This window comes from Nitrospira sp. CR1.1, assembly GCA_014055465.1.
Classification (GTDB): domain Bacteria; phylum Nitrospirota; class Nitrospiria; order Nitrospirales; family Nitrospiraceae; genus Nitrospira_A.
Genome location: WIAF01000006.1, coordinates 91,447 through 114,324 on the forward strand (window position 1 = coordinate 91,447; position 22,878 = coordinate 114,324).

26 protein-coding genes are annotated in these 22,878 nt (G+C 57.6%); 14 read left to right on the top strand and 12 right to left on the bottom strand.

All coding sequences use genetic code 11. The features are described from left to right. Positions 1 to 151: 151 nt before the first annotated feature. The 6 genes from rpsB to GDA65_12175 all read left to right on the top strand — a co-directional run bounded on the left by rpsB (position 152) and on the right by GDA65_12175 (position 5,626). On the top strand, positions 152 to 925 hold the full coding sequence (gene rpsB / locus GDA65_12150) for a 30S ribosomal protein S2 (GenBank protein MBA5863445.1): 774 nt from the start codon (positions 152 to 154) through the stop codon (positions 923 to 925). 51 nt (positions 926 to 976) lie between these two features. Then, entirely contained in the window at positions 977 to 1,573 is a 597-nt protein-coding gene (tsf, locus tag GDA65_12155) for a translation elongation factor Ts (GenBank protein ID MBA5863446.1), read from the top strand. Continuing rightward, positions 1,570 to 2,295 (top strand): UMP kinase, encoded by a 726-nt coding sequence (locus GDA65_12160; GenBank protein ID MBA5863447.1) that lies wholly within the window; start codon positions 1,570 to 1,572, stop codon positions 2,293 to 2,295. Before tsf ends, GDA65_12160 begins: the two co-directional genes overlap by 4 nt. A gap of 11 nt (positions 2,296 to 2,306) precedes the next feature. Further along, positions 2,307 to 2,870 carry a ribosome recycling factor gene (locus GDA65_12165; protein ID MBA5863448.1) on the top strand — a complete coding sequence of 188 codons (564 nt, stop codon included), beginning with the start codon at positions 2,307 to 2,309 and terminating at the stop codon, positions 2,868 to 2,870. A gap of 26 nt (positions 2,871 to 2,896) precedes the next feature. Continuing rightward, positions 2,897 to 4,060 (top strand): alanine racemase, encoded by a 1,164-nt coding sequence (gene alr / locus GDA65_12170; GenBank protein ID MBA5863449.1) that lies wholly within the window; start codon positions 2,897 to 2,899, stop codon positions 4,058 to 4,060. Between the two features lie 144 nt (positions 4,061 to 4,204). Beyond that, positions 4,205 to 5,626 (top strand): DUF4403 family protein, encoded by a 1,422-nt coding sequence (locus GDA65_12175; protein MBA5863450.1) that lies wholly within the window; start codon positions 4,205 to 4,207, stop codon positions 5,624 to 5,626. Positions 5,627 to 5,633: 7 nt separating this feature from the next. Here the strand turns inward: GDA65_12175 and GDA65_12180 are convergent, their stop codons facing one another. Both GDA65_12180 and GDA65_12185 read right to left on the bottom strand, forming a co-directional pair. Next, positions 5,634 to 5,942, bottom strand: coding sequence for an MTH1187 family thiamine-binding protein (locus GDA65_12180; GenBank protein MBA5863451.1), 309 nt, complete (start codon positions 5,940 to 5,942; stop codon positions 5,634 to 5,636). 16 nt (positions 5,943 to 5,958) lie between these two features. Next, the gene (locus GDA65_12185) at positions 5,959 to 6,618 is read right to left on the bottom strand and encodes a bifunctional precorrin-2 dehydrogenase/sirohydrochlorin ferrochelatase (protein ID MBA5863452.1); all 660 of its coding nucleotides are present in this window, start codon (positions 6,616 to 6,618) and stop codon (positions 5,959 to 5,961) included. A gap of 169 nt (positions 6,619 to 6,787) precedes the next feature. On the opposite strand from GDA65_12185, the gene GDA65_12190 reads away from it, so the two are divergent. Next, positions 6,788 to 7,240, top strand: a complete 453-nt coding sequence (locus GDA65_12190) for a hypothetical protein (protein MBA5863453.1) — start codon at positions 6,788 to 6,790, stop codon at positions 7,238 to 7,240. A 23-nt stretch (positions 7,241 to 7,263) separates the two neighbouring features. On the opposite strand, the gene GDA65_12195 is transcribed toward GDA65_12190, so the two are convergent. After that, positions 7,264 to 7,809, bottom strand: a complete 546-nt coding sequence (locus tag GDA65_12195) for an HNH endonuclease (protein MBA5863454.1) — start codon at positions 7,807 to 7,809, stop codon at positions 7,264 to 7,266. A 196-nt stretch (positions 7,810 to 8,005) separates the two neighbouring features. Between GDA65_12195 and GDA65_12200 the strand changes: the two genes are divergently transcribed. Continuing rightward, positions 8,006 to 8,332 carry a Rieske 2Fe-2S domain-containing protein gene (locus GDA65_12200; GenBank protein MBA5863455.1) on the top strand — a complete coding sequence of 109 codons (327 nt, stop codon included), beginning with the start codon at positions 8,006 to 8,008 and terminating at the stop codon, positions 8,330 to 8,332. Here GDA65_12200 and GDA65_12205 read toward each other — a convergent pair. Continuing rightward, complete coding sequence (locus GDA65_12205; GenBank protein MBA5863456.1) at positions 8,322 to 8,777, bottom strand: hypothetical protein; 456 nt, start codon at positions 8,775 to 8,777, stop codon at positions 8,322 to 8,324. The genes GDA65_12200 and GDA65_12205 overlap by 11 nt on opposite strands. A 203-nt stretch (positions 8,778 to 8,980) precedes the next feature. Here GDA65_12205 and GDA65_12210 point away from each other — a divergent pair, with 203 nt between their 5' ends. From GDA65_12210 to GDA65_12220, 3 genes are all read left to right on the top strand, one after another. Further along, the gene (locus GDA65_12210; protein MBA5863457.1) at positions 8,981 to 9,424 is read left to right on the top strand and encodes a gamma-glutamylcyclotransferase; all 444 of its coding nucleotides are present in this window, start codon (positions 8,981 to 8,983) and stop codon (positions 9,422 to 9,424) included. Between the two features lie 42 nt (positions 9,425 to 9,466). Further along, on the top strand, positions 9,467 to 9,793 hold the full coding sequence (locus GDA65_12215; GenBank protein MBA5863458.1) for a (2Fe-2S) ferredoxin domain-containing protein: 327 nt from the start codon (positions 9,467 to 9,469) through the stop codon (positions 9,791 to 9,793). 151 nt (positions 9,794 to 9,944) lie between these two features. Continuing rightward, a complete protein-coding gene (locus GDA65_12220; protein ID MBA5863459.1) occupies positions 9,945 to 10,457 on the top strand; it encodes a molybdenum cofactor biosynthesis protein in 513 nt (170 codons plus the stop codon). Positions 10,458 to 10,976: 519 nt separating this feature from the next. Here the strand turns inward: GDA65_12220 and GDA65_12225 are convergent. The 4 genes from GDA65_12225 to GDA65_12240 form a co-directional block, all read right to left on the bottom strand. Next, positions 10,977 to 11,411 (bottom strand): CBS domain-containing protein, encoded by a 435-nt coding sequence (locus tag GDA65_12225; protein ID MBA5863460.1) that lies wholly within the window; start codon positions 11,409 to 11,411, stop codon positions 10,977 to 10,979. A gap of 50 nt (positions 11,412 to 11,461) precedes the next feature. Then, positions 11,462 to 12,493 (bottom strand): zinc-binding dehydrogenase, encoded by a 1,032-nt coding sequence (locus tag GDA65_12230; protein ID MBA5863461.1) that lies wholly within the window; start codon positions 12,491 to 12,493, stop codon positions 11,462 to 11,464. 109 nt (positions 12,494 to 12,602) lie between these two features. Continuing rightward, a complete protein-coding gene (locus GDA65_12235; protein MBA5863462.1) occupies positions 12,603 to 13,532 on the bottom strand; it encodes a PhzF family phenazine biosynthesis isomerase in 930 nt (309 codons plus the stop codon). A gap of 394 nt (positions 13,533 to 13,926) precedes the next feature. Then, positions 13,927 to 15,168 carry a hypothetical protein gene (locus GDA65_12240; protein ID MBA5863463.1) on the bottom strand — a complete coding sequence of 414 codons (1,242 nt, stop codon included), beginning with the start codon at positions 15,166 to 15,168 and terminating at the stop codon, positions 13,927 to 13,929. A gap of 81 nt (positions 15,169 to 15,249) precedes the next feature. Here GDA65_12240 and GDA65_12245 point away from each other — a divergent pair, with 81 nt between their 5' ends. Further along, positions 15,250 to 15,504: a hypothetical protein gene (locus GDA65_12245; protein ID MBA5863464.1), complete on the top strand. Its 255-nt coding sequence runs from the start codon at positions 15,250 to 15,252 to the stop codon at positions 15,502 to 15,504. Positions 15,505 to 15,854: 350 nt separating this feature from the next. Here GDA65_12245 and GDA65_12250 read toward each other — a convergent pair whose 3' ends face one another. The 4 genes from GDA65_12250 to GDA65_12265 form a co-directional block, all read right to left on the bottom strand. After that, a complete protein-coding gene (locus GDA65_12250) occupies positions 15,855 to 17,822 on the bottom strand; it encodes a radical SAM protein (protein ID MBA5863465.1) in 1,968 nt (655 codons plus the stop codon). 152 nt (positions 17,823 to 17,974) lie between these two features. Next, complete coding sequence (locus tag GDA65_12255; GenBank protein ID MBA5863466.1) at positions 17,975 to 19,873, bottom strand: radical SAM protein; 1,899 nt, start codon at positions 19,871 to 19,873, stop codon at positions 17,975 to 17,977. A 130-nt stretch (positions 19,874 to 20,003) separates the two neighbouring features. Continuing rightward, positions 20,004 to 20,258 carry a hypothetical protein gene (locus GDA65_12260; GenBank protein MBA5863467.1) on the bottom strand — a complete coding sequence of 85 codons (255 nt, stop codon included), beginning with the start codon at positions 20,256 to 20,258 and terminating at the stop codon, positions 20,004 to 20,006. Continuing rightward, on the bottom strand, positions 20,255 to 20,455 hold the full coding sequence (locus GDA65_12265) for a hypothetical protein (protein MBA5863468.1): 201 nt from the start codon (positions 20,453 to 20,455) through the stop codon (positions 20,255 to 20,257). Before GDA65_12265 ends, GDA65_12260 begins: the two co-directional genes overlap by 4 nt. Before the next feature lie 938 nt (positions 20,456 to 21,393). On the opposite strand from GDA65_12265, the gene GDA65_12270 reads away from it, so the two are divergent. Both GDA65_12270 and GDA65_12275 read left to right on the top strand, forming a co-directional pair. Continuing rightward, entirely contained in the window at positions 21,394 to 21,942 is a 549-nt protein-coding gene (locus tag GDA65_12270) for a hypothetical protein (protein ID MBA5863469.1), read from the top strand. Continuing rightward, positions 21,939 to 22,718: a hypothetical protein gene (locus GDA65_12275; GenBank protein MBA5863470.1), complete on the top strand. Its 780-nt coding sequence runs from the start codon at positions 21,939 to 21,941 to the stop codon at positions 22,716 to 22,718. The genes GDA65_12270 and GDA65_12275 overlap by 4 nt, the downstream gene beginning before the upstream one ends. The last annotated feature ends 160 nt before the right edge of the window (positions 22,719 to 22,878 follow it).

Consider the following 22,878-nt stretch of genomic DNA (forward strand, 5'->3'; position numbering starts at 1 on the left):
CGTTCACATGATCGCATCCAAAATCAGGGACGTCTTATTTAAATCCACACCAGCGTGATGCGCACGCTGCGCAGCCTGAGTATAAGGGGGACATCCCCCTCGCCGTTGGCGTTCGCCAGGCGCTCTGCAGGCTTCGGAGGGAGGTGAAGGTATGGGAGTAGTTGCGATTAAGGAATTGCTGGAAGCCGGCGTCCACTTCGGACACCAGACGAACCGTTGGAATCCGAAGATGAAACGATTCCTGTTCGGGGAACGCAATGGCGTCTACATTATCGACCTTCAACAGACGGTCGAGCGCATGGAACAGGCCTATGCCTTCGCACGTGACACCGTGGCGGCCGGTGACTCCGTCCTGTTCGTCGGCACCAAGCGCCAAGCGGCCGAGATTTTGGAAGAAGAGGCCAAGCGAGCCAACCAGTTCTACATCAACCAGCGCTGGCTGGGCGGCATGCTGACGAACTTCCAGACCATACGCCGCAGCATCGACAAAATGAAAAAAATGGAAGCGACCCTCGCTGATCCGACGCATCAGGGCCACACGAAAAAAGAGCTCGGACAGATGCAGAAGGAAGTCGTCAAACTGCAGAAGAACTTGTCCGGTATTCGCAACATGCGCGCCCTCCCCGGCGCGGTGTTTATTCTCGATACGCGCATCGAGCACATTGCCATCCTTGAGGCCAGCCGGCTGGAAATTCCCGTCATTGCCATCGTCGATTCGAATTGTGATCCGGATCACATTCAATATCCCATTCCCGGCAACGACGACGCGATCCGTTCCATCAAGCTGATTATCTCCCGGATTGCGGACGCCTGCCTTGAAGGCGCCCATCTCCGCACCCAACAGGAAGAGACTGAATTCGCATCGGCACCGGCCGGCGGCGCCGCCAAACCGGCGGCAAAATTGGCCGGCGTGTCCGCATCCTAAGAGCCGCATCCCGCATGATGACATTGTTGTATTCGACCAACTGAGGAAGCCATGGCAAGTTTGAGTGAGCTCGTGAAAGAGTTGCGTGAAAAAACCGGGGCCGGCATTCTGGATTGCCAGAAGGCCTTAACCGAAAACGGAAACAGCATCGACAAAGCGATCGATTACCTTCGACAGAAGGGGTTGGCGGCGGCGCAGAAGAAGGCCGGACGTGAAACCAACCAGGGCCTGATCCACGCCTACATCCATGCCGGAGGAAAAATCGGCGTGCTCATCGAAGTGAACTGCGAAACCGATTTCGTGGCGCGCAATGAGCAGTTTAAATCCTTCGTCAACGATCTCGCCCTGCAGGTGGCAGCCGCAAGCCCGTCATATGTAAGACGGGAAGAGATCGCCGCCGATGTGGTCGCGAAAGAACGGAGCATTTACGAAGGGCAAGCCAAGGAACTCGGGAAGCCGCCGGCCGCCTGGCCGAAAATTGTTGAAGGCAAACTCGAAAAGTTCTATCAAGAGAACTGCTTGCTCGAACAGGCGTTCATCAAGGATCCGTCCGTCGTGATCAAGGATCTCCTGGCGCAACAAATTGCCACCATCGGCGAGAACATGAACATCCGCCGGTTTACACGGTTCCAACTAGGCCAAGCATGAGTTCTGCCCACTACCGCCGCATCCTCCTGAAAGTCAGCGGAGAAATGCTGGCCGGTGAGCAGGGCTATGGCATCCAACCCTCGATTCTCGAAGGGCTGGCGGAAGAAATTGCCGACGTGGTCGCGATGGACGTCGAGGTGGCCGTCGTCATCGGCGGCGGCAATATCTTCCGCGGCCTGGCCGCCAGTGCCCGCGGTATGGAGCGGGCCTCCGCCGATTACATGGGTATGCTTGCGACCGTGTTGAACGCGCTCGCGCTTCAGAACGCGCTGGAAGGCCGCGGGGTCAGCACGCGTGTCCAGTCGGCGATTGAAATGCGACAGCTGGCCGAGGGCTACATCCGGCGGCGAGCCATCCGGCACTTGGAAAAGAAACGCGTGGTGATCTTTGCCGGAGGAACGGGCAACCCCTATTTCTCCACCGATACCGCCGCGTCGCTCAGGGCGATGGAAATCGGCGCGCAGGTCATCATGAAGGGCACCAAAGTCGACGGCATTTACGACAGCGATCCGGTTAAAAATCCGCAAGCTAAAAAGTACCGTGAGATTCCGTTTCTCTCGATTCTCACCCAGAATCTCAAAGTCATGGACTCGACCGCCATCAGCTTGTGCATGGACAACCGGCTGCCATTGATCGTCTTCAACTTGAAAGAAAAGGGCAACTTCAAACGCGTCGTCCAGGGTGATCCCATCGGAACTCTGGTCACCGTGGAAAGCCGTTAAGGGAGAAGCTGATGTCGACGGCGCAAGACGTGAAACACCGGGTTACCGAAAAGATGGATCACGCGATCGAGCATTTGAAACGCGATTTGGCGGGAATCCGCACCGGTCGCGCCTCAGTGGCTCTCCTCGACGGGATCAAAGTCGACTATTACGGTACGCTAACCCCACTGAAACAGGTGGCAAACGTGGCCACGCCGGAAGCCCGCCTCATCACGATTCAGCCGTGGGAACAGAACCTCATCCGGGAAATCGAAAAGGCGATTCAAACCTCCGACCTTGGACTGACGCCGTCGAACGACGGCAAGATGATTCGCATTCCCCTTCCACCGCTCACCGAAGAGCGCCGCAAAGATCTCATCAAGGTCTGCAAGAAACACGGCGAAGAGATGAAGGTGCAGATTCGCGGTTTTCGGCGGGACGGAAACGAAGAACTCAAGAAGCTGCAAAAAGATGCCGCGCTTACCGAAGATGAACTGCGAAAGTCGGAAACAGAAATTCAAAAACTGACCGACCAGTATGTGCAGAAAATCGACGACATGATGAAGAAAAAAGAAGGCGAAATTCTGGAAGTCTAGCGCTAGATTCTGTTGTCAAACACTGCGTGTACCAGCCGTCCGAATCCTCCCCAACTTCAGCCTCCGTCGACCTGACTGCCCTCGCACAGAATGTGGCCCATGTGCGGCGTCTGGCGCCGCACGCCGACATCCTTGCCGTCGTCAAGGCCAACGCGTACGGACATGGCGCAATCGAAATTACCCGCGCCTTACGACAACTGGCCGTGCGCCGGTTCGGCGTGGCCACCGTGGACGAAGGCGTCGCGCTTCGCCAGGCCGGTGTCCGTGATGACATCGTCGTCCTAGGCGCGACCATGCCCGCTCAATTTCCGGATCTGGCTGCGCATCGGCTGACTCCGGTCCTCTATCGTGCCGATTTGCTCCAGACCTTTGCCGCGGCGGTCGAGCCCGCTACCACCCCGTATCCCGTCCACATCAAGATCGAAACCGGCATGGGGCGCTTGGGTGTGCTGCCCCGTGAACTGCCCGAACTCCTTTCCAGGGCTGAACTGCACGCGCCTCTGCGCCTGGAGGGCCTCATGACGCATCTGTCTGATGCCGACAATCGGGATGCCGGACAGACGGAGGAGCAACTCGCGCAATTCCAACAGGGCCTCAACCACGTGCGTGAACGCGGCCTCGCGATTCCGTTGATTCATGTGGCCAACAGCGCGGGCATTATCAAATATCCTGCCAGCCTTCACTCCCTCGTACGGCCAGGCATCATGCTGTATGGCTACCATACCCTCTCGAACGACACGGCGGCTCCCGAGTTGCAACCGATCCTCACCTGGAAGACGGCGGTCGCTCATGTGCATACGATTCCACCGGGAGGCAGCGTCAGTTACAACCGGACCTTCATCGCTTCTCGGCAGACGCGCGTGGCAGTGCTTCCGGTCGGCTATGCCGACGGGTACAATCGGCTGCTCTCGAATCGTGGAACGGTACTCATCGGCGGACAACGAGTGCCGGTGATCGGGCGGGTATGTATGGATATGACGATGATCGACGTCACGGATGTGCAGGGCGTCCAAGTTGGACAGGAGGCCATCTTGATCGGGCAACAGGGCTCCCAGCGGATCACCGCAGCCGACCTCGCCGCCTGGCAGCAGACCATTCCCTACGAAATTCTCTGCGCCATCGGTCCCCGTGTGCCGCGTCGTTATCTCCCACTCGTCTCGCCTGCCGGCGAAACCTCCCGGGAAAGCTGACGCCCACGCACCAGGAAAAGCGTCCTGCCACGTGGCGCCAGGCCTCCCCTTGCCTTCCCAGCCCCGTTCCCTCATAGTCCATACGTAGTCTCGAGAGAGCCCTCTGATCACGATCCGTCTCGGACACGGCATGAGGACACGAGCATGACCAGCTGGATTTCATTGACGCAGTGCCATCTGATTCGCGTGTGCGCCGCCATCCTGGCGGCAATCCCGATCACCCCGGCCATGGCCGCAGGGACACCGGCCTCCGGACAAGCCGGAGTAACCCCTTCCACCATGACCATCCACATCCCGATTCCGGTGACACCTCTCGCCGAGTTGTATGGGACTATCCATCAGCAACTCGCGACACATCGAAGCCACGGTCGTGAATGGGTCACGTTGGGCGGAGGAAGCGGTTTTCTCAAGTATCGGCTCTGGCCTGACGAACAGGGCTTGACCACAGCGGGAGACCAGTTGCTGTCCAACAGCACCGTGCCGTTCGGTGTGGAATATGCCAAGCAGATCAAAGGGGCCATCACGAAAATCGCCGAATGCGGACAGCGCGACGCGTCCACAGGAACAGGACGACTGTCGGTCACCGTGACGACGCGGCTCAAACAAGGTCGCAGCTATACGGTACTCCCGGCCAGTCAGGTCAGCGCCGTGCAATCGACTCAATCCTGTGTGTTGTCCGAGCAGGGCGTGAACGCCGGCCCATTGATGGCACAAGTGTATCGGAGTGATTTACAGGAAGTCCTGCCGGCGGTCGATCGCAAGGCAGCCGGCCTCGTCACCGTAAAACCGGCGGCAGCCCGCATCTGGAACGATCTTCAGGAACCGTTGCTGCTGGATGAGACGGAACAGCTGTGGCTCTTGCTGAACCCTGAGAGCACTGCCACGGCCGGCATCGCGCCGCTTTCCGGCAGCCCCGCCGCCGGCTTTGGTGTGATCGCCAAACCGGCCGTGGTACGAGGTTCGAAACCCGCGCCGCGCCGCCTGCCGCTTCCCGAACCGCAGGATCACTTCCAGGACGACGGGTTTCATGTCGATTTCGCGTTGCAGGTGCCGATCGAAGAAGCGAATCAACGTCTGCGCGAAGCCGTCATCGGCCAGGAATGGTCGCTGGGCGTGGGCGCGATCAAGATCGTCAACGCCACCCTCTATCCTCTGGGCAACCAGGTGGGAGTTGAATTGACCCTCCGCGGACTCCTGCCGTTGACCCTCCGTCTCAAGGGAACACCGGCTTATGACGAACCGGCGGGACGTATCCTGTTCCGGGAGGTCGATTACACCATCAAGGAACGCACCCCCGCCACGGACCTGGCGGAAGAATGGCTGCACGAACCGCTGCGGGAAGAATTGGCCCGCAGACTGACCTTACCGATTCGTGAGGAATTGGATCTGATGCGGCAGGCGCTCGAGAAGGGGCTCAACCGCGAGCTGGCCGGTGGGCGGTTGCGAGGAACGGTCAGCCGGTTGTCGCTGAAAGACCTCGCGGTACAGACCGCAAGTCTTTCGGTCCGATTCAAGACCGAAGGTACCCTGCGCTACGACGCCCGCCCAGACGTCGTCGCGCCGTAACTCGAATTTACACCTTCAGTTTTCGTTTCAATTGCGTTTGCACACTCGACACCTTGCTGTCCAACCGCCCCTTCGGCCCCTTGCGATAGTCGATCTTGATGCTGCAGGACACGCGGTTACAATCCTTGCGCATGCGCATGTAGCACTTCTTCACCACCGCCATGACCTCGTCCCACTCCCCTTCCAACACCGTGCCCATCGGATTCAATCGATAGGCCACCCCGCTTTTATCGATGATGTCGAGGGAGCGCGCGACATACTTGCTCACACTTTCGCCCTTGCCCAGCGGCGACATGCTGAATTCCAATAACACCATGGTCCGATTGTCCTTCCTACGTCGTGGATGCCGGGGCTGCTGGAGCCTGTTGAGCGGCGCGCTGTTCCTGCCACACCTTCGGGTATTGCACCTTGCCGAGGAGACGGAATCCGTCCAGCGCTTCACGAAGAAGCGCCCGGCGTTTTTCCGCATCGGGCTCATTGGCCTTTGCCTGCTCGCGAAGCTGGGCAAGCCAATCGACGAAGGCGGCAAATTCGCTGTCCAGAATCCGCTCCAGATCTTCTTTCATGAACCCGGACAAGGCCGGCGCCTGCCCGCTCGAGCTGATCGCCACGCGAACATGACCGGAACTGACCACGGCCGGCATCACGACGTTCGAGACATCGGGCTGGTCGACGGACCAGAGCAGGAATTTCTGTTCGCGAGCCAGCCTGATCAGCGAGTGCGCGAGTGCGCGATCATCGCGCAACGTATTTAAGACGAGAATCACGCTCTCCAGATCGTTGGCGCGAAAATGCCTCCCGCGATGAATGATTTTCGCGGAGGCCGCAAGTTTGCGGAGCGCTTCGTGGAGCGTAGGACTGACGACCGTCACCTTGGCGCCGGCATCCAACAGCCGCTGTGCCTTTTCAGCCGCTTCCTCATTGCCCCCGATGACAAGGACCGGCCACCCACGCACATCGAGTGAAATTTGAAACCCGGAATTTGCAGCCATGATTGATCTTCCTCCAACAAGCCGACAATACCGTGAACGCGTATCATACAACAGCGGATTTCACAGCGTAAACCGTCCACGCCATTCCCCTTTGCGCCGCGAGCTGGGTATAATGCGCCGCAGTTTAGGACGGAAGTCTCAGGGCTATCGCGCAACAAAGGAGTCTATTGTGGCTGGATATACAGGACGATCACTGGCGATGGCCGGCGGGATCATCGGCATAGCGGCCGTGGCGGCCTATTTCGGCGTCGCCCATATCGGAGAGCCGGATCAGGGCGGAGGATCGATCGCCGGACAGGTGCAGATCGCGCCCAATCTGGCCGACCAGGTCAAACCGACGGATGTGCTGTTCGTCATCGTGCGCCGTCCAACCGGTCCCCCGCGCCCCATCGCAGCAAAACGATTCGACGGACCGAAATTTCCGGTGCAATTCGAAATTACGAACGAGGATGTGATGGTGAAGGGCAGCGAGTTGAAAGGGATGGTCGATGTAATCGCTCGCCTGGATCGCGATGGCCAAGCAGGGCAACCGCAGCCGGGCGATATGGAAGGGCGCTATCCGAAAAATCCGACACTACCGGGCGGGAAGGACGTGACCATCACCATCGACAAAGTGTACTGACCCAGAGAAGATTGATAAACACTCTATGGATCGGAAGGATCGGCATCCAACTCGAGATTCCAGTAGAGATAGTCCCGCCAGCTTTCCGGCGTGTTGCGAATCCCGATGGTTATGGTGACCGTGGGACTCCAGCGAGGCTTCACGGGTTTTTTAATCAGGCGCATGTTGGCTTCTTCCGGCGTCCGTCCGCTCTTCCGGTTGTTGCATCGCCAACAGGCCGTCACAATGTTTTCCCAGGTCTTGCGCCCGCCCTTCGCGATGGGCACGACATGGTCAAAGGTGAGTTCTTCCGTGCGGAATTTATGTTTGCAATATTGGCAGCAGTAGCTGTCCCGCGTAAAAATGTTGATGCGTGAAAATTTCACGGCGCGGTGACTATCCTTGAGCTTGACCAGCTTCAAGAGCCGCATCACCGAGGGGAGTTTGATCGAGATCGAGATGCCGTGGATCTGACGGTCGTAGACTTCGAGGACTTCGACCTTCCCCTGCCAGAGCAAGGTAATGGCCTTTTGCCAATGCAGGACACGCAGCGGTTCATAGGTGGAGTTGAGCAACAAGGTCATTTCCATAGTGGCTCCGGCGGTCTCCTATGAGAACACTATTTAAAGCATAGCAAACGGCGGCGCTGTTGTGACCCTTCCGTGAATGGTTCCCGCTTCATCTATGCCATATGCCGCCAATGAAATCAAGCGCTTAGGCCCTAGTCCGCACAATGTTACCCCGTGGTAAATCACTCTGGATCATCCTGTAACGCACAAGGGACACATGGATGCTCACGCCGGTTATGTCACCGTAGCCCAAGTCGACCAGATCCCGCCGGGTACCTGTCGCACCGTGGAAGTCGACGGCATCTTCCTCGCCCTCTGCAATGTGGAGGGAACGTTTCGAGCCGTCGACAACACGTGTCCGCACGCAGGCGGACCGCTGGGCGAAGGCTGTCTGGAAGGCGACCTCATTGAATGCCCCTGGCATGGGTGGCGGTTCAATGTTCATACAGGCGAGCGGCCGGAGAATCCAGAGATCCGTGTCGCCTGCGTAGAAGTGCGCGTACAGGGGTCCGACGTGCAGGTGAAAGTGCCGCTTACATTGTAGGAGGGAACGGAGGCGCACCGGCGGGAGGAGTTCCTGCGCGTCCGCTATCAGGACCTTCGGGCATCAATCCGTCGGCAGGCAACGAAGCGGCATTCACGCGTTTCGTACCCAGATCGACGTGCCAGATAAAATCACGCTCGAACCACTGCGTCGTGCCCTGTTCGCGCATGTAAATTCGTACTTCGTATCGCTGCTCATCCTGCTTGATCACTTGCCATTCCCCTAACCGCAGGCCCAGCTTGCGGGCCGCTAGAATTCGCGCTCGTTCGTTGAACGCCTGAAGGATTGTCGGATAGCCGGCAGCGCGGTGAGTCTGCACCAGCGCGAGAGCCTCGGCCGCGCGCGGATCGGTCATTGGATTGGCGCCTGGCGGCTTCATCCACCAATAGACCAGCCCCCCGATGACGAGAAGCAGGAGCACCGCGTAATGGATGACTTTACTCATAACCGTTTACGACCTCTGCCGATCATGTCGAATGAACTGATCACTATATGTGGCAGGTGATTTCACTGTCAATTAGTGACCAGCCTGCGGAGAAATGAGAAGCCTGGAAGCGAAGCGCCATCGCCGCGCTTGACAAGGCTGCGCAGCGCTATGGTACAAGTACCGGTCAACTTACAAGACACCATTGGGAGCCTCACCGTTCAATGAAGTTCTTCTTTTACGCGGATAACTTGAACCCGTCCCAACTCAAGCGTCGTGCCCCGGAACATAAGTTCCTTTTCACGGCCTATCTCCCCGACCACAACGTACAGTTCTGCCGCTGGTCGACGCAGTGGCGCTGCGGCCTGGCGAGCGTCGTGCCGTCGCCGGGAGAGAAAGTCTGGGGGGCCGTCTTTGAAATCACCGACGAAGATCTCAAAATCCTCGACGAGTTCGAGAACGATGTGCCGCAAGGCGCATACCGGCACCTCCCGGTGACCGTGATCACCGAAGAGGGCGAAAAGTTATTGGTCACGACCCATGCGGCGAATCCCATCGGCAAGTTCAAACCGAAGGAACATTATATCGACTGGGTGCTCAAGGGCGTCAAACAATGGAAGTTGCCCGAAGCATGCAGCGAGCAGTGGAAAGCGTATAAGCCGGCCTGACACACGCCACAGATCGTCACTTATCCATACATTGAGGTCACGATGCCGAAACCCAAACATCATATCCTTGTCTGCACCAACGCCCGACCGCCGGGTCACCCGAAACCGTCCTGCGGAGGCCAGGGCTCCGCGCAATTGCTCATGACCTTCAATATGGGCCTGATGCAACGCGGCATCATGCCGGGTGACGTGCTGGTCACGGGATCCTCCTGCCTGGGCCCTTGCGAGCAAGGACCAACCGTCGTCGTGTATCCGGAAGGCACCTGGTATTCCAAGGTGACGGAAGCCGATGTCGCGACCATCCTCGATGAACACATCAAGGGCGGCAAACCGGCCGCGAAGCTGAATCCGGACAGCATCTGGAAGTAACTCCCATCATCCCTTTTCTTTGAGGATGATCAACATGCCTTTCCAGCAAGGCCGCAGGCGACTCAAACCCGGAGGCGTACCCTCATGGGTACGTTGAGGATTTTGAGGAGCTGAGAACGATGCTGGAAGGCATGTTCATCATTCGATCGCTATGAGCACCCCAAGCCACAAAGAACACAAACACCACGCTCCACGCTCTGTCGGCTGCATGGTTATCACCTGCAGCGATACACGGACGCCCGACACCGACACCAGCGGCCAGTTGATTCAGAAGCTCCTGAAAGAGAACGGCCACACGATCGCAGCCTACCATCTCGTCAGAGACGAGCCGGCGCAGATCACGGCACGGATCACAGAGGGCATTGCTGATGATTCCGTGCAGGCCATCATCATCAACGGCGGGACGGGGATCTCCAGACGAGACTCCACGTTTGAAGCGGTCGATGGCATGCTGGAAAAGCGGTTGGACGGATTCGGCGAAGTCTTCCGGTTCCTGACCTATCAAGAAATCGGCTCACCGGCCATCATGAGCCGGGCCACCGCCGGCATCATCAAAGGCCGCGTGTTGTTCTCCACCCCAGGGTCGGAAAACGCCGTGCGCCTGGCGATGGAAAAGCTCATCCTCCCCGAACTTGGTCACCTCATCAAAGAACTCACGAAGTAGTAGCTCGTCCGCTTTCAGCGATCAGCAATCAGTCTTCAGCTTTGAGGTTTGCTCAGAACTGACGTCTGTGAGCTGATGTCGATGATTTTGATGCGCCGAAAAGGAAGCAGAAAACCGCTTGCGCTCTTTGCCTAATCAAGGATGCTCAAAACGGTTATTCAGCGAGGCCACAAGGAGTGCGGCGACTGAGGCGTACCCTTGCGGTACGTCGCAGGGAGATGCACGACTGAGAACGAAGCTGATGGCCGTTTTCAGCATCCGCCCGATGAAGGATGTTCAAAACGGCTCTCCAGCAAGGCCGCAGGCAAAGCAAAACCGGAGGCGTACCCGCAGCGGTACGTCGAGGATTTTGATGAGCCGAGAACGAAGCTGGAAGCCGTTTTGAACGGTGGCTGAGGATGCTCAAAACGGTTCTCCAACAAGGCCGCAGGAAGAACGGCGACTGAGGCGTACCCTTGCGGTACGTCGCAGGGAGCCGTGCGACCGAGAACGAAGTTGGAGGCCGTTTTCAGCATCCGACTAGTCTTGGCTGATCTTGGGTTCAGAATACGTCTGCCTCTCAGCCAGTCTCGATTGCGCATACCGCTTGTAGTGCAGCAAGAGATCGCGGACCGACACGACGCCGACGATCGACCCGCCCTTGGTGACCGCCAGATGGCGCACGCCGAGATCGCCCATCATATCCTGAGCGTCGTCAACGGCCTGATTGCTTTCGATGGTGCAGAGCGGAGAGGTCATCACCTGTTCGACCGTGAGCTTGCCTACGTCCTGATTGGTGGCCAAACCCTTTCGGACCAGATCCGTGTCGGTCACGATCCCGACATGATTTTTCCCCTTTTTGATCAGCAGGGAGCTGACTCGCAAGGTGCGCATCTTCTTCGCCGCACCGCGAATAGACGTCGCCGGACCGACGCTTTGAGGTTTCTTGTTCATGATTTGCGCAACAGTCGCCATGTCACATACCTTTCTGCCCGTTGGGACAAGAGAGCGGATAATGAAGCCGATTACGGAACAGTCAGCACGATTTTACCAAAAAATTTCCGATTCAAAAGATATTCTTGCGCACCCCTGGCCTCCGACAGTGGAAACGTGCGGTCGATCACCGGCCGCAACTTCCCGACGCCGATCAGGTGAGCGGCCTTCAACAACTCGCTCTGGGAGCCCATGTATGACCCCTTGATCGTCAGCTGCCGCGAATACACGTAGCGCAGATCGAGCTTAACCTCAGCGCCCGTCGTCGCGCCGCAGGTGACCAGCCGCCCGCCCTTCGCCAACGAATCGATGCACTGCGTCCAAACCTCCGGGCCGATGTGCTCGATCACCACATCCACACCGCGGCGATGCGTCAACTCCCGCACCCGCTGATTGACCTGCTCGCGGCTGTGAATGATGACTTCATCCGCGCCTAGGGCCTCGGCCTTCGCAACTTTCTCTTCGCTCCCGACCGTGGTCAACACACGAGCGCCGGCCAGTTTGGCCATCTGGATCGCCATGTGCCCAACCCCGCTGCCGGCGCCCATGATCAACACGTCTTCGCCGGGCCGTATCTCCGCTAACCCGAACAGCATATGCCAGGCAGTCACGGACACCAGAGGAAAAGCCGCGGCCTGTTCGAACGACAGAGTGCCGGGAATCGGGCGCACGTTCCTGGCCGGCACCTTCACATAGTCTGCGTAGCCGCCGTGGCACATCGCCCCGATCAATCCATAGGACCGGCACATATTGTCGCGACCGGCTAGACACTGCTCACACCGGCCGCACCCGACACCGGGAGACACATAGATGCGCTCCCCCACGGCCACCCCTTCCACCTGCGAGCCGATCTGCTGCACCACGCCGGCGATGTCCGAGCCGAGAATATGAGGGAGCGGCATCGGATAGGCGGGACTCCCCTGCCGAATCCAGATATCCAGATGGTTCAATGCGCAGGCCTTGACCTGCACAAGGACTTCGTCGGCGCCGATCGTCGGCATCGGCATGTCCTGATACTGCAGCTTTCCCGGCCCGCCATGCTCGTGGAAGACAACCGCGTTCATAACACCTCAGTGTAACAAACCATGTTGAGTGTCGAGTTGTGAGTCCTGAGTCCCGGGATTCGGAGCGATTCGTGACTCAACACTTAAGTATTCACAACTCACAACTGCCTTAGAAGGTGAGCGTCCCCTCCACCACCATCACCGCTTCTCCACCGACCATCACACCCTGAATCGCATCGTCGTCGGAATTCACCTGAATGAAAATGCGAGAGGGGCGATCGATCTCGTACCCCTGCTCGGCGGTGATCTCAGTCTCCGGTCTGATATCGACGACTCCATGCTGCACCAGATAGGCACCCAGCGCGCCGCTGGCGCTGCCGGTCGCGGGGTCTTCCACGATGCCGATCAACGGGGCGAACATGCGCGTATGCACGGTGGAAGACTGTTCAACCGTCATCGTGCTGAAGACCATCATGCCGTTGGCCCCATACTGTTGTGACAACTCGGCGATAGCCGCGACATCAGGAACGATCGAACGCACAGCCGTCAAAGTGCGCACCGGCACGATGATGACCGGAAGCCCCGTCGAGACCACCTGCACGGGAAAACGGGTTTCGGTAATCGCGGCCTTGGTAATGCCCAGGGACCGGGCGATGGCAAAGAGCGCTTCCGGTTCGTCGATCACATCCAGAAACTGCGGGCTCGGTTGCGCCATGACCACGCGTTCGATCATCCCGTCATGGGAATGGATATCGACGGGAAACAGGCCGAGATTACATTCCTGCAGCACCCGTGTGACCGGTTCCCGGAGCGCGAAGCGATCCAATGTACTCAGCACAAAAAACGTCCCGATGACCGGATGTCCGGCGAAGGGAATTTCCTGCGTTGGTGTAAAAATGCGCATCTTGACGACAGCCGCCTGGTCAGTGGGAGGAAACACAAACACGGTTTCCGAGAGATTCATCTCGCGAGCGATCTGTTGTAGCTCGACGTCGGTCAACCCGTCCGCGTCCGGAAACACCGCCACGGGATTCCCGCCAAATGGTTCATCGGTAAACACGTCGGCCTGATAGAACTGTAATCGCCGTTGCCCGGGCATACACTCCTCAAGAAGATGCTGGCGGCATGTTGCCCCGAGCCAGTATTTTTTGCAAGGGGGAGGCGGAGCGACACAGATCGGCGCCTAAGAATTGGGAAGGCTGCTCAAAACGGCGTCCCACGAGGCCGTAGCTAAGGGGTACATTGAGGATTTCGGCAACCCGATGTGTTAGGCATGCATCTTGGGTTGCAGGCGCCGGCTGGTCAAAACGGCATCTGCCAAGGCCGCGGGGAGCGCGGCAACTGAGGCGGTACATACCAAACTTTGTCGACCCGTTCACCAATCACATACTCTTGGTGAACGGATAAACCCCTTCAGTGCCCCCTCCCTACTTCTACCGTCGCAGGGAGACAGGTGACCGAAAACGCCGGCAAATGGCGTTTTCACCAGCCGTCTAAGAGGGGCGTGGAATCGCTTCGTACGCAGCTCTCAACGGATTATTGAGGTATTGCTCCACGTAGTTCTGCAGTGACCCGTGTCGATAGAGCTGCTGATTGGCGAATCGGGTGTCGATCTTGTGCAGCACCTTCACGCGCACACCAGTTTTCCTGGTGAACTGCTCCAGGCTCACGCCGGTGATATCGGTATAGGGGCCCCGCCCGGACTGCATGATGCATTTCGGCACGTGGACGACCTTTTCCGTCGTCAACCGACGCGCGATATCATCGAAGGTTAAGAGCACCGTGCAATCCGAATCGCCGCTGAGCAAGGCATTCGGGACGTAGAGAAACTTCGCGCGATTCTTCCGAAACATAGTCAGAATCTTGTGGACACTGCCCGCCATCACCACCGTATCCTTTTTTTGCAATTCCAATGAATCGAAGAGGCTGACGATGCGGCGGCGGCTCAAGAATGCCGTGGTGTAGGATTCGGTGTGAATGGTCTGCAGATTCGGCAACCCTAAGTGATAGATCCGCGTCGCCTCCTCCGGCAGGAATTTCCGCCCCTGCCGCATGAGCGAGGCCGTCTCTTCCTTGAGACCCCGCACCGGAGTGAGCGTCCCCATCCAGAGCACGCATTGCTGGTTGATCGCGGAAATCGTCGCCGCATCCTTCGACATCGTGTATTGGTCGAACGCGTAGAAGTTCGCGGAAGACACGGCTGGTCCATCCAACACCTTCATGAGATGCTTGACGGACGGCGCATGCGGCATCAACCGCTGCCGGTAGTCGCTGAGCGTAATCACCGACAGTTCAAAGTTGATTCGTCCCGGATACTGTGCAGCCAGTTGGTGGATCTTGGGCACATGCACAAACCCGACGGTAAAAAACTGGATACTCTTGTCGGTATATTTGAGAAAGTCCTCGACCCATTCCATGGCCTTGGGATGGAGAAACAGATCGGTCCATTCCATGAACTCATTGCCGCCGAGGCACCAGAACTGCGTGGGATCAGTGGGCTTCCGGCTGATGTACTCGAGGATGAACTTCCAATCCTCATCGCTGGTTTTCGGCGGATCGAGTGTTTCACGGTAGGAATGATCGAGTTCATAACAGAACTCGCATTTGACCGGGCAGTCCCGCCCCAGACTCAGGGGAATTTTTCCCGCGTCCATTTCCCTAATGAGCACCTGCCGATAGTCGGTGCGATCTTTGAAGATCGGGGTCGGCTGAAAAATCGGAAGAGTGGTGGCCACAGGTGATATCCCTTGCCTGTCGCCGCTGGGACGACGAAGACTCCATTGACAATGTCAGGATCGAACCGGGAAACTTCCGCTATGACCGACGACCGGCTGGCCCAGGCTTTGGCGCTGTTCGCACTCTCTCAGCCTTATAGCCTCGAACAACTCAATCAACAGCGCGACGCTCTTCTCCACACCTGGGCGCCTCAGCGCTTCGCCAACCTCACGAACAATCCCAAGAAATACATGCAGGCCTACACAAAAGCCGAGGAGATGACCCGCTTGGTCGAGGCTTCCTATGCCCTGCTTGCTGCGTTAGTCGTCCCCGACGACAACCACCGTCGCTCGTGAAACGCCCCCTGAGAACACCGTCGCCCCTCTCTCGTCGTTCGTATCTCGCGAGAGACGCTTCTTGTTTCACGCGCCGGATTTCCCCACCGGATGATCAAAACGTCATACCACATGGCCGCAGGGATGGTGGCGACTGAGTCGTACCCTTGCGGTACGTCGCAGGGAGACACCCGACCGAGAACGCCGTGAGATGGCGTTTTCATCATCCAGGCAACTCCGCAGCCCCAGGGCTGCTCAAAACGGCTTCCCGCTAGGCCGCAGGCGGGTCAAAACCGGAGGCGTACCCTCAGGGTACGGTGAGGATTTTGACGAGCCGAGAACGACGCGGGAGGCCGTTTTCAGCAGCCCTGTTATTCGACGCCGTGGGAGACCACCCGCGAGAGCGACGTCTCCCCGTCCTTCTCTCCTGCTCCTTCGGCGACGGCCATCGGCCAGGTCACCAACCCCGATACCCCTTCGGTCGTTGCGCCATCCTTCGTCGCCGCATAAATCTGCGGCAACTTGTTCGTGCCGAATTTGGAGATGTAGAGGAACACATGTTCGCGGCTATTCACCCGCACCGCCCAAGGCTGAAAGTCGTTCTTATAAAACTCTTCGCAGAGCTGCATCGCGTCTAGGCAAGAGATCCCCACCGGCTCATTCAGCGTGTAGTAATAATCCAGCGGCAGGTCATACTCCTCTTGCTTATGGATCGTGATACCGAACTTGTCCGGATTGCGCACCATCGGCGTGTGGCGATAGGCCACGAAATAAAACAGCTCGACCGAATGGATCACCGGCTGATTGTCGATGACGAACTGCCGCGTCTCCAGCGCCTCATCGCGCGTCTCGCCCGGGAACCCGTAGAACGCCATCACGTGGTTCCAGATGCCGGCCTTGGCCGCTTGGTGCAGATTGTTCTGGATCACGCTCTTCCGCGCATGCTTGTCCATGAGATTCAACACACGCTCGTTCGCGGATTCCATGCCGTAGTAGAGCGTGCAGCAGCCGGCCTTCGCCGCGAGATCCCAAATCGCCTGATCCTGCAAAGTCTCTTCGAAACGGATCAACGTGGTCCACTTGATACCGACGTTCCGGTCCACGAGCAATTGCGACACCTTCTTGAACAGCGCGGGTGGATAGGACTCGTCGGAGAAGAGAAAATGGCGGCAGTTATACTTGTCCCGCAGCGCCGTGACTTGCTCCACCACGTGCTGCGCGCTCATGCCGCGGTACTGGTCGAAATAGCCCTGTCCGTGATCGCAAAAGGTGCATCGGCCCCAGTAGCAGCCGCGCGTGGCAAGATATGGAATGATGCGCTCGGGCACGAAATAACGATCCAGCGGAAAGCCGTCGAAATCCGGGAGCGGCAGCGCGGAGGTTTTCTCCGTGTACACTTCCTTACTCTGCTTCACGCCGTCCGCGTCGCGATACATGAGATTCGGCACCTGCTCCATCGCCCGCTGGCCGTTCACGGCCTCCAGATACCAGAGCAGCGCATGCTCGCCTTCATACAAAATGGCCGCGTCGAATACCTCGGTGAAAAACCGCTCATGGTGCGCCCATTCTTCCTGCAATCGCGTCACGACGTTGCCACCGACCACGACGCGGATCTCCGGAAAGCTCTCCTTGATCATCTTGCAGAACGTGAGGCCGGCCATCAGCTGCATTTGCGTGCCGATGGAAATGCCGATCACCGCCGGCTTTTCCTTGCTCACGCTGGGCAGCACCAATTGATTGCAGATGTCGCGATAGACGTTGACCTGCTCATCGTCGAGACAGGCGAACACTTCCTTGGACACGCCAGGCCGATAGCCCAGATTACTTTCCATGGGGTAGAACACGAGCGAGGCCGGATAGTAGGCGGCGGAGATGTACTGCATCGCTTCGCGAAACGTATTGAGCGCGCGTTCCAATTTTTCCGCATGGTAGAACCGCTCGCCGCGTACAACTAATTTGGCATCTTCGGCCCGCTCCGCGAGATCGAACACGTCCACCGCATAGGCGTCTTCTAGCACCGCTTTCTGGCTGGCCTCCTGGTCGGTCAGCGTCCCAGCCTTCTCCTTGTCCTGGAGCGGCTTGAGGTGCATGCCCAGACGGCCCTTCACCCAGATGAGAAACTCCATGCTGAAGAAGTGGTCGTACATCTCGATGTTGATATCGCGCTGCACGACCTGATGGCCGGCCTCCCGCAGCACGGCGGTCAACATCGGCAGGGCGAGGTAGGGCGCAGTCGGCACCCACTCCGGCGGGAACAACAACATGACCTTCGACTGCTTCCGATCTTCCGTTTTGATCGGCGACAGCCCGTCGATTTGGACGAGACCGTTACTACTCATGGATATCCTTCGTGAAACGTGAGACGTCAAACGTGAAACGAGAACGGAACGGCCTGCGTTTCACGTTTAAAGTTTTATCTTTCGCCCCGTTGTCTTTCACGCCGTTTCACGTTTCACCTTTAACGTCTCACGCGTAATGTTTCACGCCTTCGCTACATCTTCCCCGCCAGCGTCGGCACGGCCCCGGCGATTTTCGCCGCGCGATACTGAAGATCCGGCAGCTTCTGCAACCCGAAGCGCGCGATGTAGAGAAAAATGTATTCGCGGATGAACAGCCGCAGGTCCCAGCCGGGGTTGTGGTTCCGTTCAAATTCTTCAAACACCCGCTCCGCCTCTTCGATGCTCAAGCCCTGCTTCACCGTGAAGTAATAATCCAGCGCCAGATCCCACTCGGGATTCTTATAGGCCGTCACACCGAACTTCTCCGGATTCTTCGCCACGGGATTGTGCCGGCCAAGATCAAACGTCCCGAAGCCGAGCGAGTGGACGTGATCCTTGTTCTGTTCCAAGAACTGTACCGACGACCAGGCCTCCTCGCGCGTCTCGCCGGGAAAGCCGAAGAACCCCATGCAGTGATTCCAGATGCCGGCCTCGGCGGTATACTTCAAGTGTTTCATCATGATTTCGGTGGTCGTGGCCTTGTCCATCAGCCTGAGCACCCGCTCATTGCCAGATTCGTAGCCGAAGTGGAGGTACTTGCAGCCGCTGTCCTTCGCATCCTGCCAGACTTGATCCTCCAGCAAACTCTTCTCGAACCGCATGTGGGTCGTCCAGGCGATCCCCATGTCGCTGTCGATCAAGCCGCGCGTGAGTTTCCGGAACAGGGCCGGCGGATACGACTCATCGGTGAAGTGGAAATGTCTCGCCCCGTACTTGTCGCGCAGGTAGGTGATCTCCGCCAGCACGTCTTGAATCTTTTTCGACCGGTAGCCCGCCGTGTAGCCCTCGCCATGATCGCAGAATTCGCAGCGGCCCCAATAACATCCTCGCGTCGCCAAATAGGGCAGGATCTTCGTCGGGACGAAATATTTCCCCAGCGGCAGCCCGTCGAAATCCGGCGGCGGCAGGGTCTGCATATCTTCGGCGAAACTTGTCGCGGACACATGTACGCCGCTCGCGTCCTTATAGATGGTGTTCGGCACGTCGGCCAGGCTCTGCTTCGCGCCCACCGCCGACACGAGTTGCACAAACGCCGTCTCCCCTTCATAAACCACGGCGCTGTCAAAGTACTGAAACAACGGCGACTGCGGGAGCACGTCGCGCAGACGCGTGACCGTGTTGCCGCCGATCGTGACATGAATGTGGGGAAAGTGTTGCTTAATGAGCGCGCAGAAGGTCATGGAGGAGAACATCTGCTGCTGCAACACGATCGAGATGCCGATCACATCCGGCTGCTCGGCCTGAATGGCCGGCTTCACCAGCTGCTCGAACACATCGCGGTAGACGTTCACCTGGGCGTCGTTCACCGCCTCGATCACTTCGCTGGAGACGAACACCTTATAGGAGAGGTTGGTCTCCATCGGCGGCATGCAGATCCGCGCCGGGGCATAGACCAGGGAGATCACCGCGGTGACCTCACGAAAGACTTGAATCGCCCATTCCAACTGGTCGATTTCGTAGAATATTTCCCCGCGAATGATCGCCTTGGCCTGCTCCGCCTTCCTGATCAGTTCGTCGATCCGCTGGCGGCTCACCTCGCAAAGCTGCAGCTGAAGATCGTTTTCCCAGTCCTCCAACTCGCGCTTCTTTGCCAGCTTCCTCAGGCGATCGAGCTGCTGCGGCACCTTGCGCAAGACCTTCTTGAGAAAGTCTTCGCTGAAGTACCAATCCCACATCTCGAGATTGATGTCTTTTTGAACGACCTGATGCCCAGCTTGGCGGAGGACGGCGGTGAGGGATGGAAGACTGAGATAGGGTTCGGAAGGGAACCAGTCGGGCGGAAAGATGAGCATGACCTTCATCTTCCGGCCGGCGGCGGCTTCAGACGATTGGCGCTGGAGCATGATCAGCTCGCGCGACGCCCGCTCGCCCTTTGTGTACTCAACCCGCATGAAGACGGCCCTTGTATCGGTCCGGCACTCCGAAATAATCAGAATGCCAAAGGGTTAGGCTCTGAGAGAGGACATTGTACGAGGGGGAAAGATTGAGATGCAAGAGTGGGAAATAGGAACGTGGCGGGGTCTAACGAATCAATTTGTCATACTCTGAATGAGTCCCGATCCAGAACCAGACGATGCCGTCCGCTGCTTCAACTCCGACCGCTCGATACTGAAGCCCTGCACGCGCAGACCAAAACCGGCCTACTTGCTTAAAATGCAACGACGGATGCCGAGGGTTAGCCTTTAACAATTCAAAGGCGCGGTCGGCTTGTTCGCGGATCGAAGCAGGGAGGGCGTCGTAGCAAGCCCAAAACTCTGGTGAGGTGTGGTGATTCAAAACGGCTTCGACTGGCCGGAGGTATGAGACCGAAGCGCTTGTTCAGCGAGGGCATCGAGTTTACCGGCCTTCACATCAGCCTCGAACTGACGATCCCATGCCTCTGCATCAAATGCCGCATACCATCGGCGAAACGCGGCGAGTTCGTCAGAGGAAAGCTTTTCGATCTGCTGCTCAATGGCTTCCACTTTGCTCATGATCACCCTTTCTACTGCACATCTGAAAGAGCTCCGCCATTTAACAAGTCACGGTAACGATCACCAAGATGGGATTGTAGATCCTCGAACGACTCCCCTTGCGTCCAGTAATCGGGATAGTCCTGAAGGTAACCGAGCCACTGCGCCTGATTCTGCCACCCAATATACCGGATCGATTCCATGAGCGGGATTATAGCCGGACTCTAAAGGCCTGGGAAGTGGAGGGCGGGAACGGACGGATCAAGGCCGGCGAATCGGTAGCTCAGGCCGCCCCCGTTTCACCCTTCACGTCTCACGTTTCACGGCTTCTGAGATCACCCGGCACTCCGAAACAGTCAGAATGCCAAGGGATTAGCTTGAAGAACGACATTGTAAGGGGGGAAAAGATGGAGATGCAAGAGTGGGAGGGAAGGAACGGCCGGTCACCCTTCTTGCTCGCAGAACGCGCACGGTGAAACGGTGCTCGTCCCATGCGCGCAGTTGAAGGGCAATCCGGCCATTCCTGGTGAGAGTGAATGGACAGCGCAAAGCGCGGTCGCAGGCACTCCTCATTGGACGCGCGGACTGCGAGACCAATCAGGCTCCCTACCCTAAAGGAAAACAAGCGAGCTTGGCATGACCATGGGAGTATGGGCAGAGACGCAAGACCCCATCCCCCGCTCATCCGTTATGGTCCTCTACACCCTATGTCAGGCAACGGCTATAAATTACGGTTGATTTCCTAGACCGTAAGGCGTAGGAAATGGCGCGACAATTTTCACACCCATGCTATTGTTGACACCATTTCTGATCCAACAATTCAGCCTGTGGATATCCGACTTTACTTACAGTACACTTGCTGCAGTCAAAGGGCCAACTGCGCATCAGTTGACACGTGACACGACGCTGATTAGAGCGCGAAGTATCTTCAACCATCTGTTTGGTGAGGGAACACTGTCATGGGAAAAGCCAAACCGTCCGACATCGTGGGGAAGATAGTTGACCTCCTAACCCCGCTTTCATCTGACGAGAGGCGGCGCGTGGTTTCTGCATCTCTGACCCTACTCGGCGAAACCACAAACGCGGGTAGCGATAGAGAAACTGAGGACGGCGGAACAATTACCACGTCAGGAAAGGCCAAAACCTGGCAGAAGCATAACAACATCACGGCTAATCAGCTCGGCCAAGTGTTCCATTGCGAGGACGGCAGAGTCGACGTGATTGTCGGAGAAATGCCAGGAAAGAATAAGAAAGAAAAAACGCTCAACGCATATGTCCTAGCTGGAATCGCACAGCTGTTGATCAGTGGCGAGGCGAAATTCACTGACAAAGACGCGCGCGCTTTGTGTTCATCGGTCGGCTGCTACGACGCCCCCAATCATGCTACGACGTTGAGGGCCAAGGGCAATTGGTTCACCGGATCGAAGGATAAGGGGTGGATCTTAACAGCCCCGGGCTTGAAACACGCCGCCACGTTAGTCAAAAACCTTTCGCCTGAGCAGGCATGATCGACTCAGCGAAGTTGCTCGCTGGAATTCCTGCAGGCCTGCGCGATCCTCTGATCATGAGCTTTCAGGAGATCGCTGCAAACTATGCCGAGCACCGCTGGGAGCCTGCAGAGCTCAATGGCGGGAAGCTCTGCGAGGTGGTGTTCACGATCATCGATGGAGTTCTGAAAGGCGCATTTGCGGCAAAACCGTCCAAGCCCGCAAACATGGTTGATTCGTGTCGAGCGTTGGAGAAGATACCCCCCTCAGCATCACGCGTAGGCGACAGGTCTCTAAGAGTACTCATCCCGAGAATGCTGACCGCGCTCTATGAGATCAGAAACAATCGAAATGTTGGCCATCTAGGTGGCGACGTTGATCCAAACTATCTCGATGCCACTGCTGTGCTAAGTATGTCGAGCTGGGTGGTAGCTGAACTCGTGCGGGTATTTCACAATGTGTCTACGAAAGAGGCACAAGAATCGGTTGATGCGTTGATCGAGCGTAAACTCCCTGTGATTTGGGAAGTCGGCTCTGTTCGACGTGTTCTCGACTCCGAAATGCCAGCGCGGGACCAAGCCCTCCTTCTACTATACCAGAAGCCTAGCTGGGTTAGCGAAAAGGACCTCACAAGTTGGGTTGAGTACAGTTCGCTAGCCATGTTTCGCACAAGAGTTCTTCGCCCGCTGCATTCTGCAAGGCTCATCGAGCATGACAACGTTTCGGGTACAGCCCGAATCTCGCCGAAAGGAGCCAGAGAAGTCGAAGAACGAGTCCTACAGTCACGCAAGTCGTAGGGCCTTGGAAGAAAAGTGGGCGGGAGCCTTTGCTCATTGCGGAAAAGGTGTCATACCCCATTTCCCGACGCGCGGTGCTCAGAGGCATAGGCCCACAAAGCTTGAAGGGAGTCTTTTCTCGACACGTCACTGGGACTTGCCCTTACACCAAGGAGGGACT

What these genes read in the sequence shown, in the direction of transcription:
- GDA65_12220 (MBA5863459.1), top strand. Translation starts at nt 9,945, where the DNA reads ATGAGCACCCCAAGCCACAAAGAACACAAACACCACGCTCCACGCTCT.
- GDA65_12265 (MBA5863468.1), bottom strand. Translation starts at nt 20,455, where the DNA reads ATGAGCAAAGTGGAAGCCATTGAGCAGCAGATCGAAAAGCTTTCCTCT.
- GDA65_12225 (MBA5863460.1), bottom strand. Translation starts at nt 11,411, where the DNA reads ATGGCGACTGTTGCGCAAATCATGAACAAGAAACCTCAAAGCGTCGGT.
- GDA65_12270 (MBA5863469.1), top strand. Translation starts at nt 21,394, where the DNA reads ATGGGAAAAGCCAAACCGTCCGACATCGTGGGGAAGATAGTTGACCTC.
- GDA65_12195 (MBA5863454.1), bottom strand. Translation starts at nt 7,809, where the DNA reads ATGGAAATGACCTTGTTGCTCAACTCCACCTATGAACCGCTGCGTGTC.
- tsf (MBA5863446.1), top strand. Translation starts at nt 977, where the DNA reads ATGGCAAGTTTGAGTGAGCTCGTGAAAGAGTTGCGTGAAAAAACCGGG.
- GDA65_12175 (MBA5863450.1), top strand. Translation starts at nt 4,205, where the DNA reads ATGACCAGCTGGATTTCATTGACGCAGTGCCATCTGATTCGCGTGTGC.
- GDA65_12210 (MBA5863457.1), top strand. Translation starts at nt 8,981, where the DNA reads ATGAAGTTCTTCTTTTACGCGGATAACTTGAACCCGTCCCAACTCAAG.
- GDA65_12180 (MBA5863451.1), bottom strand. Translation starts at nt 5,942, where the DNA reads ATGGTGTTATTGGAATTCAGCATGTCGCCGCTGGGCAAGGGCGAAAGT.
- GDA65_12235 (MBA5863462.1), bottom strand. Translation starts at nt 13,532, where the DNA reads ATGCCCGGGCAACGGCGATTACAGTTCTATCAGGCCGACGTGTTTACC.
- GDA65_12275 (MBA5863470.1), top strand. Translation starts at nt 21,939, where the DNA reads ATGATCGACTCAGCGAAGTTGCTCGCTGGAATTCCTGCAGGCCTGCGC.
- GDA65_12245 (MBA5863464.1), top strand. Translation starts at nt 15,250, where the DNA reads ATGACCGACGACCGGCTGGCCCAGGCTTTGGCGCTGTTCGCACTCTCT.
- GDA65_12165 (MBA5863448.1), top strand. Translation starts at nt 2,307, where the DNA reads ATGTCGACGGCGCAAGACGTGAAACACCGGGTTACCGAAAAGATGGAT.
- GDA65_12160 (MBA5863447.1), top strand. Translation starts at nt 1,570, where the DNA reads ATGAGTTCTGCCCACTACCGCCGCATCCTCCTGAAAGTCAGCGGAGAA.
- GDA65_12255 (MBA5863466.1), bottom strand. Translation starts at nt 19,873, where the DNA reads ATGCGGGTTGAGTACACAAAGGGCGAGCGGGCGTCGCGCGAGCTGATC.
- GDA65_12215 (MBA5863458.1), top strand. Translation starts at nt 9,467, where the DNA reads ATGCCGAAACCCAAACATCATATCCTTGTCTGCACCAACGCCCGACCG.
- GDA65_12185 (MBA5863452.1), bottom strand. Translation starts at nt 6,618, where the DNA reads ATGGCTGCAAATTCCGGGTTTCAAATTTCACTCGATGTGCGTGGGTGG.
- GDA65_12200 (MBA5863455.1), top strand. Translation starts at nt 8,006, where the DNA reads ATGGATGCTCACGCCGGTTATGTCACCGTAGCCCAAGTCGACCAGATC.
- GDA65_12230 (MBA5863461.1), bottom strand. Translation starts at nt 12,493, where the DNA reads ATGAACGCGGTTGTCTTCCACGAGCATGGCGGGCCGGGAAAGCTGCAG.
- rpsB (MBA5863445.1), top strand. Translation starts at nt 152, where the DNA reads ATGGGAGTAGTTGCGATTAAGGAATTGCTGGAAGCCGGCGTCCACTTC.
- GDA65_12205 (MBA5863456.1), bottom strand. Translation starts at nt 8,777, where the DNA reads ATGAGTAAAGTCATCCATTACGCGGTGCTCCTGCTTCTCGTCATCGGG.
- GDA65_12250 (MBA5863465.1), bottom strand. Translation starts at nt 17,822, where the DNA reads ATGAGTAGTAACGGTCTCGTCCAAATCGACGGGCTGTCGCCGATCAAA.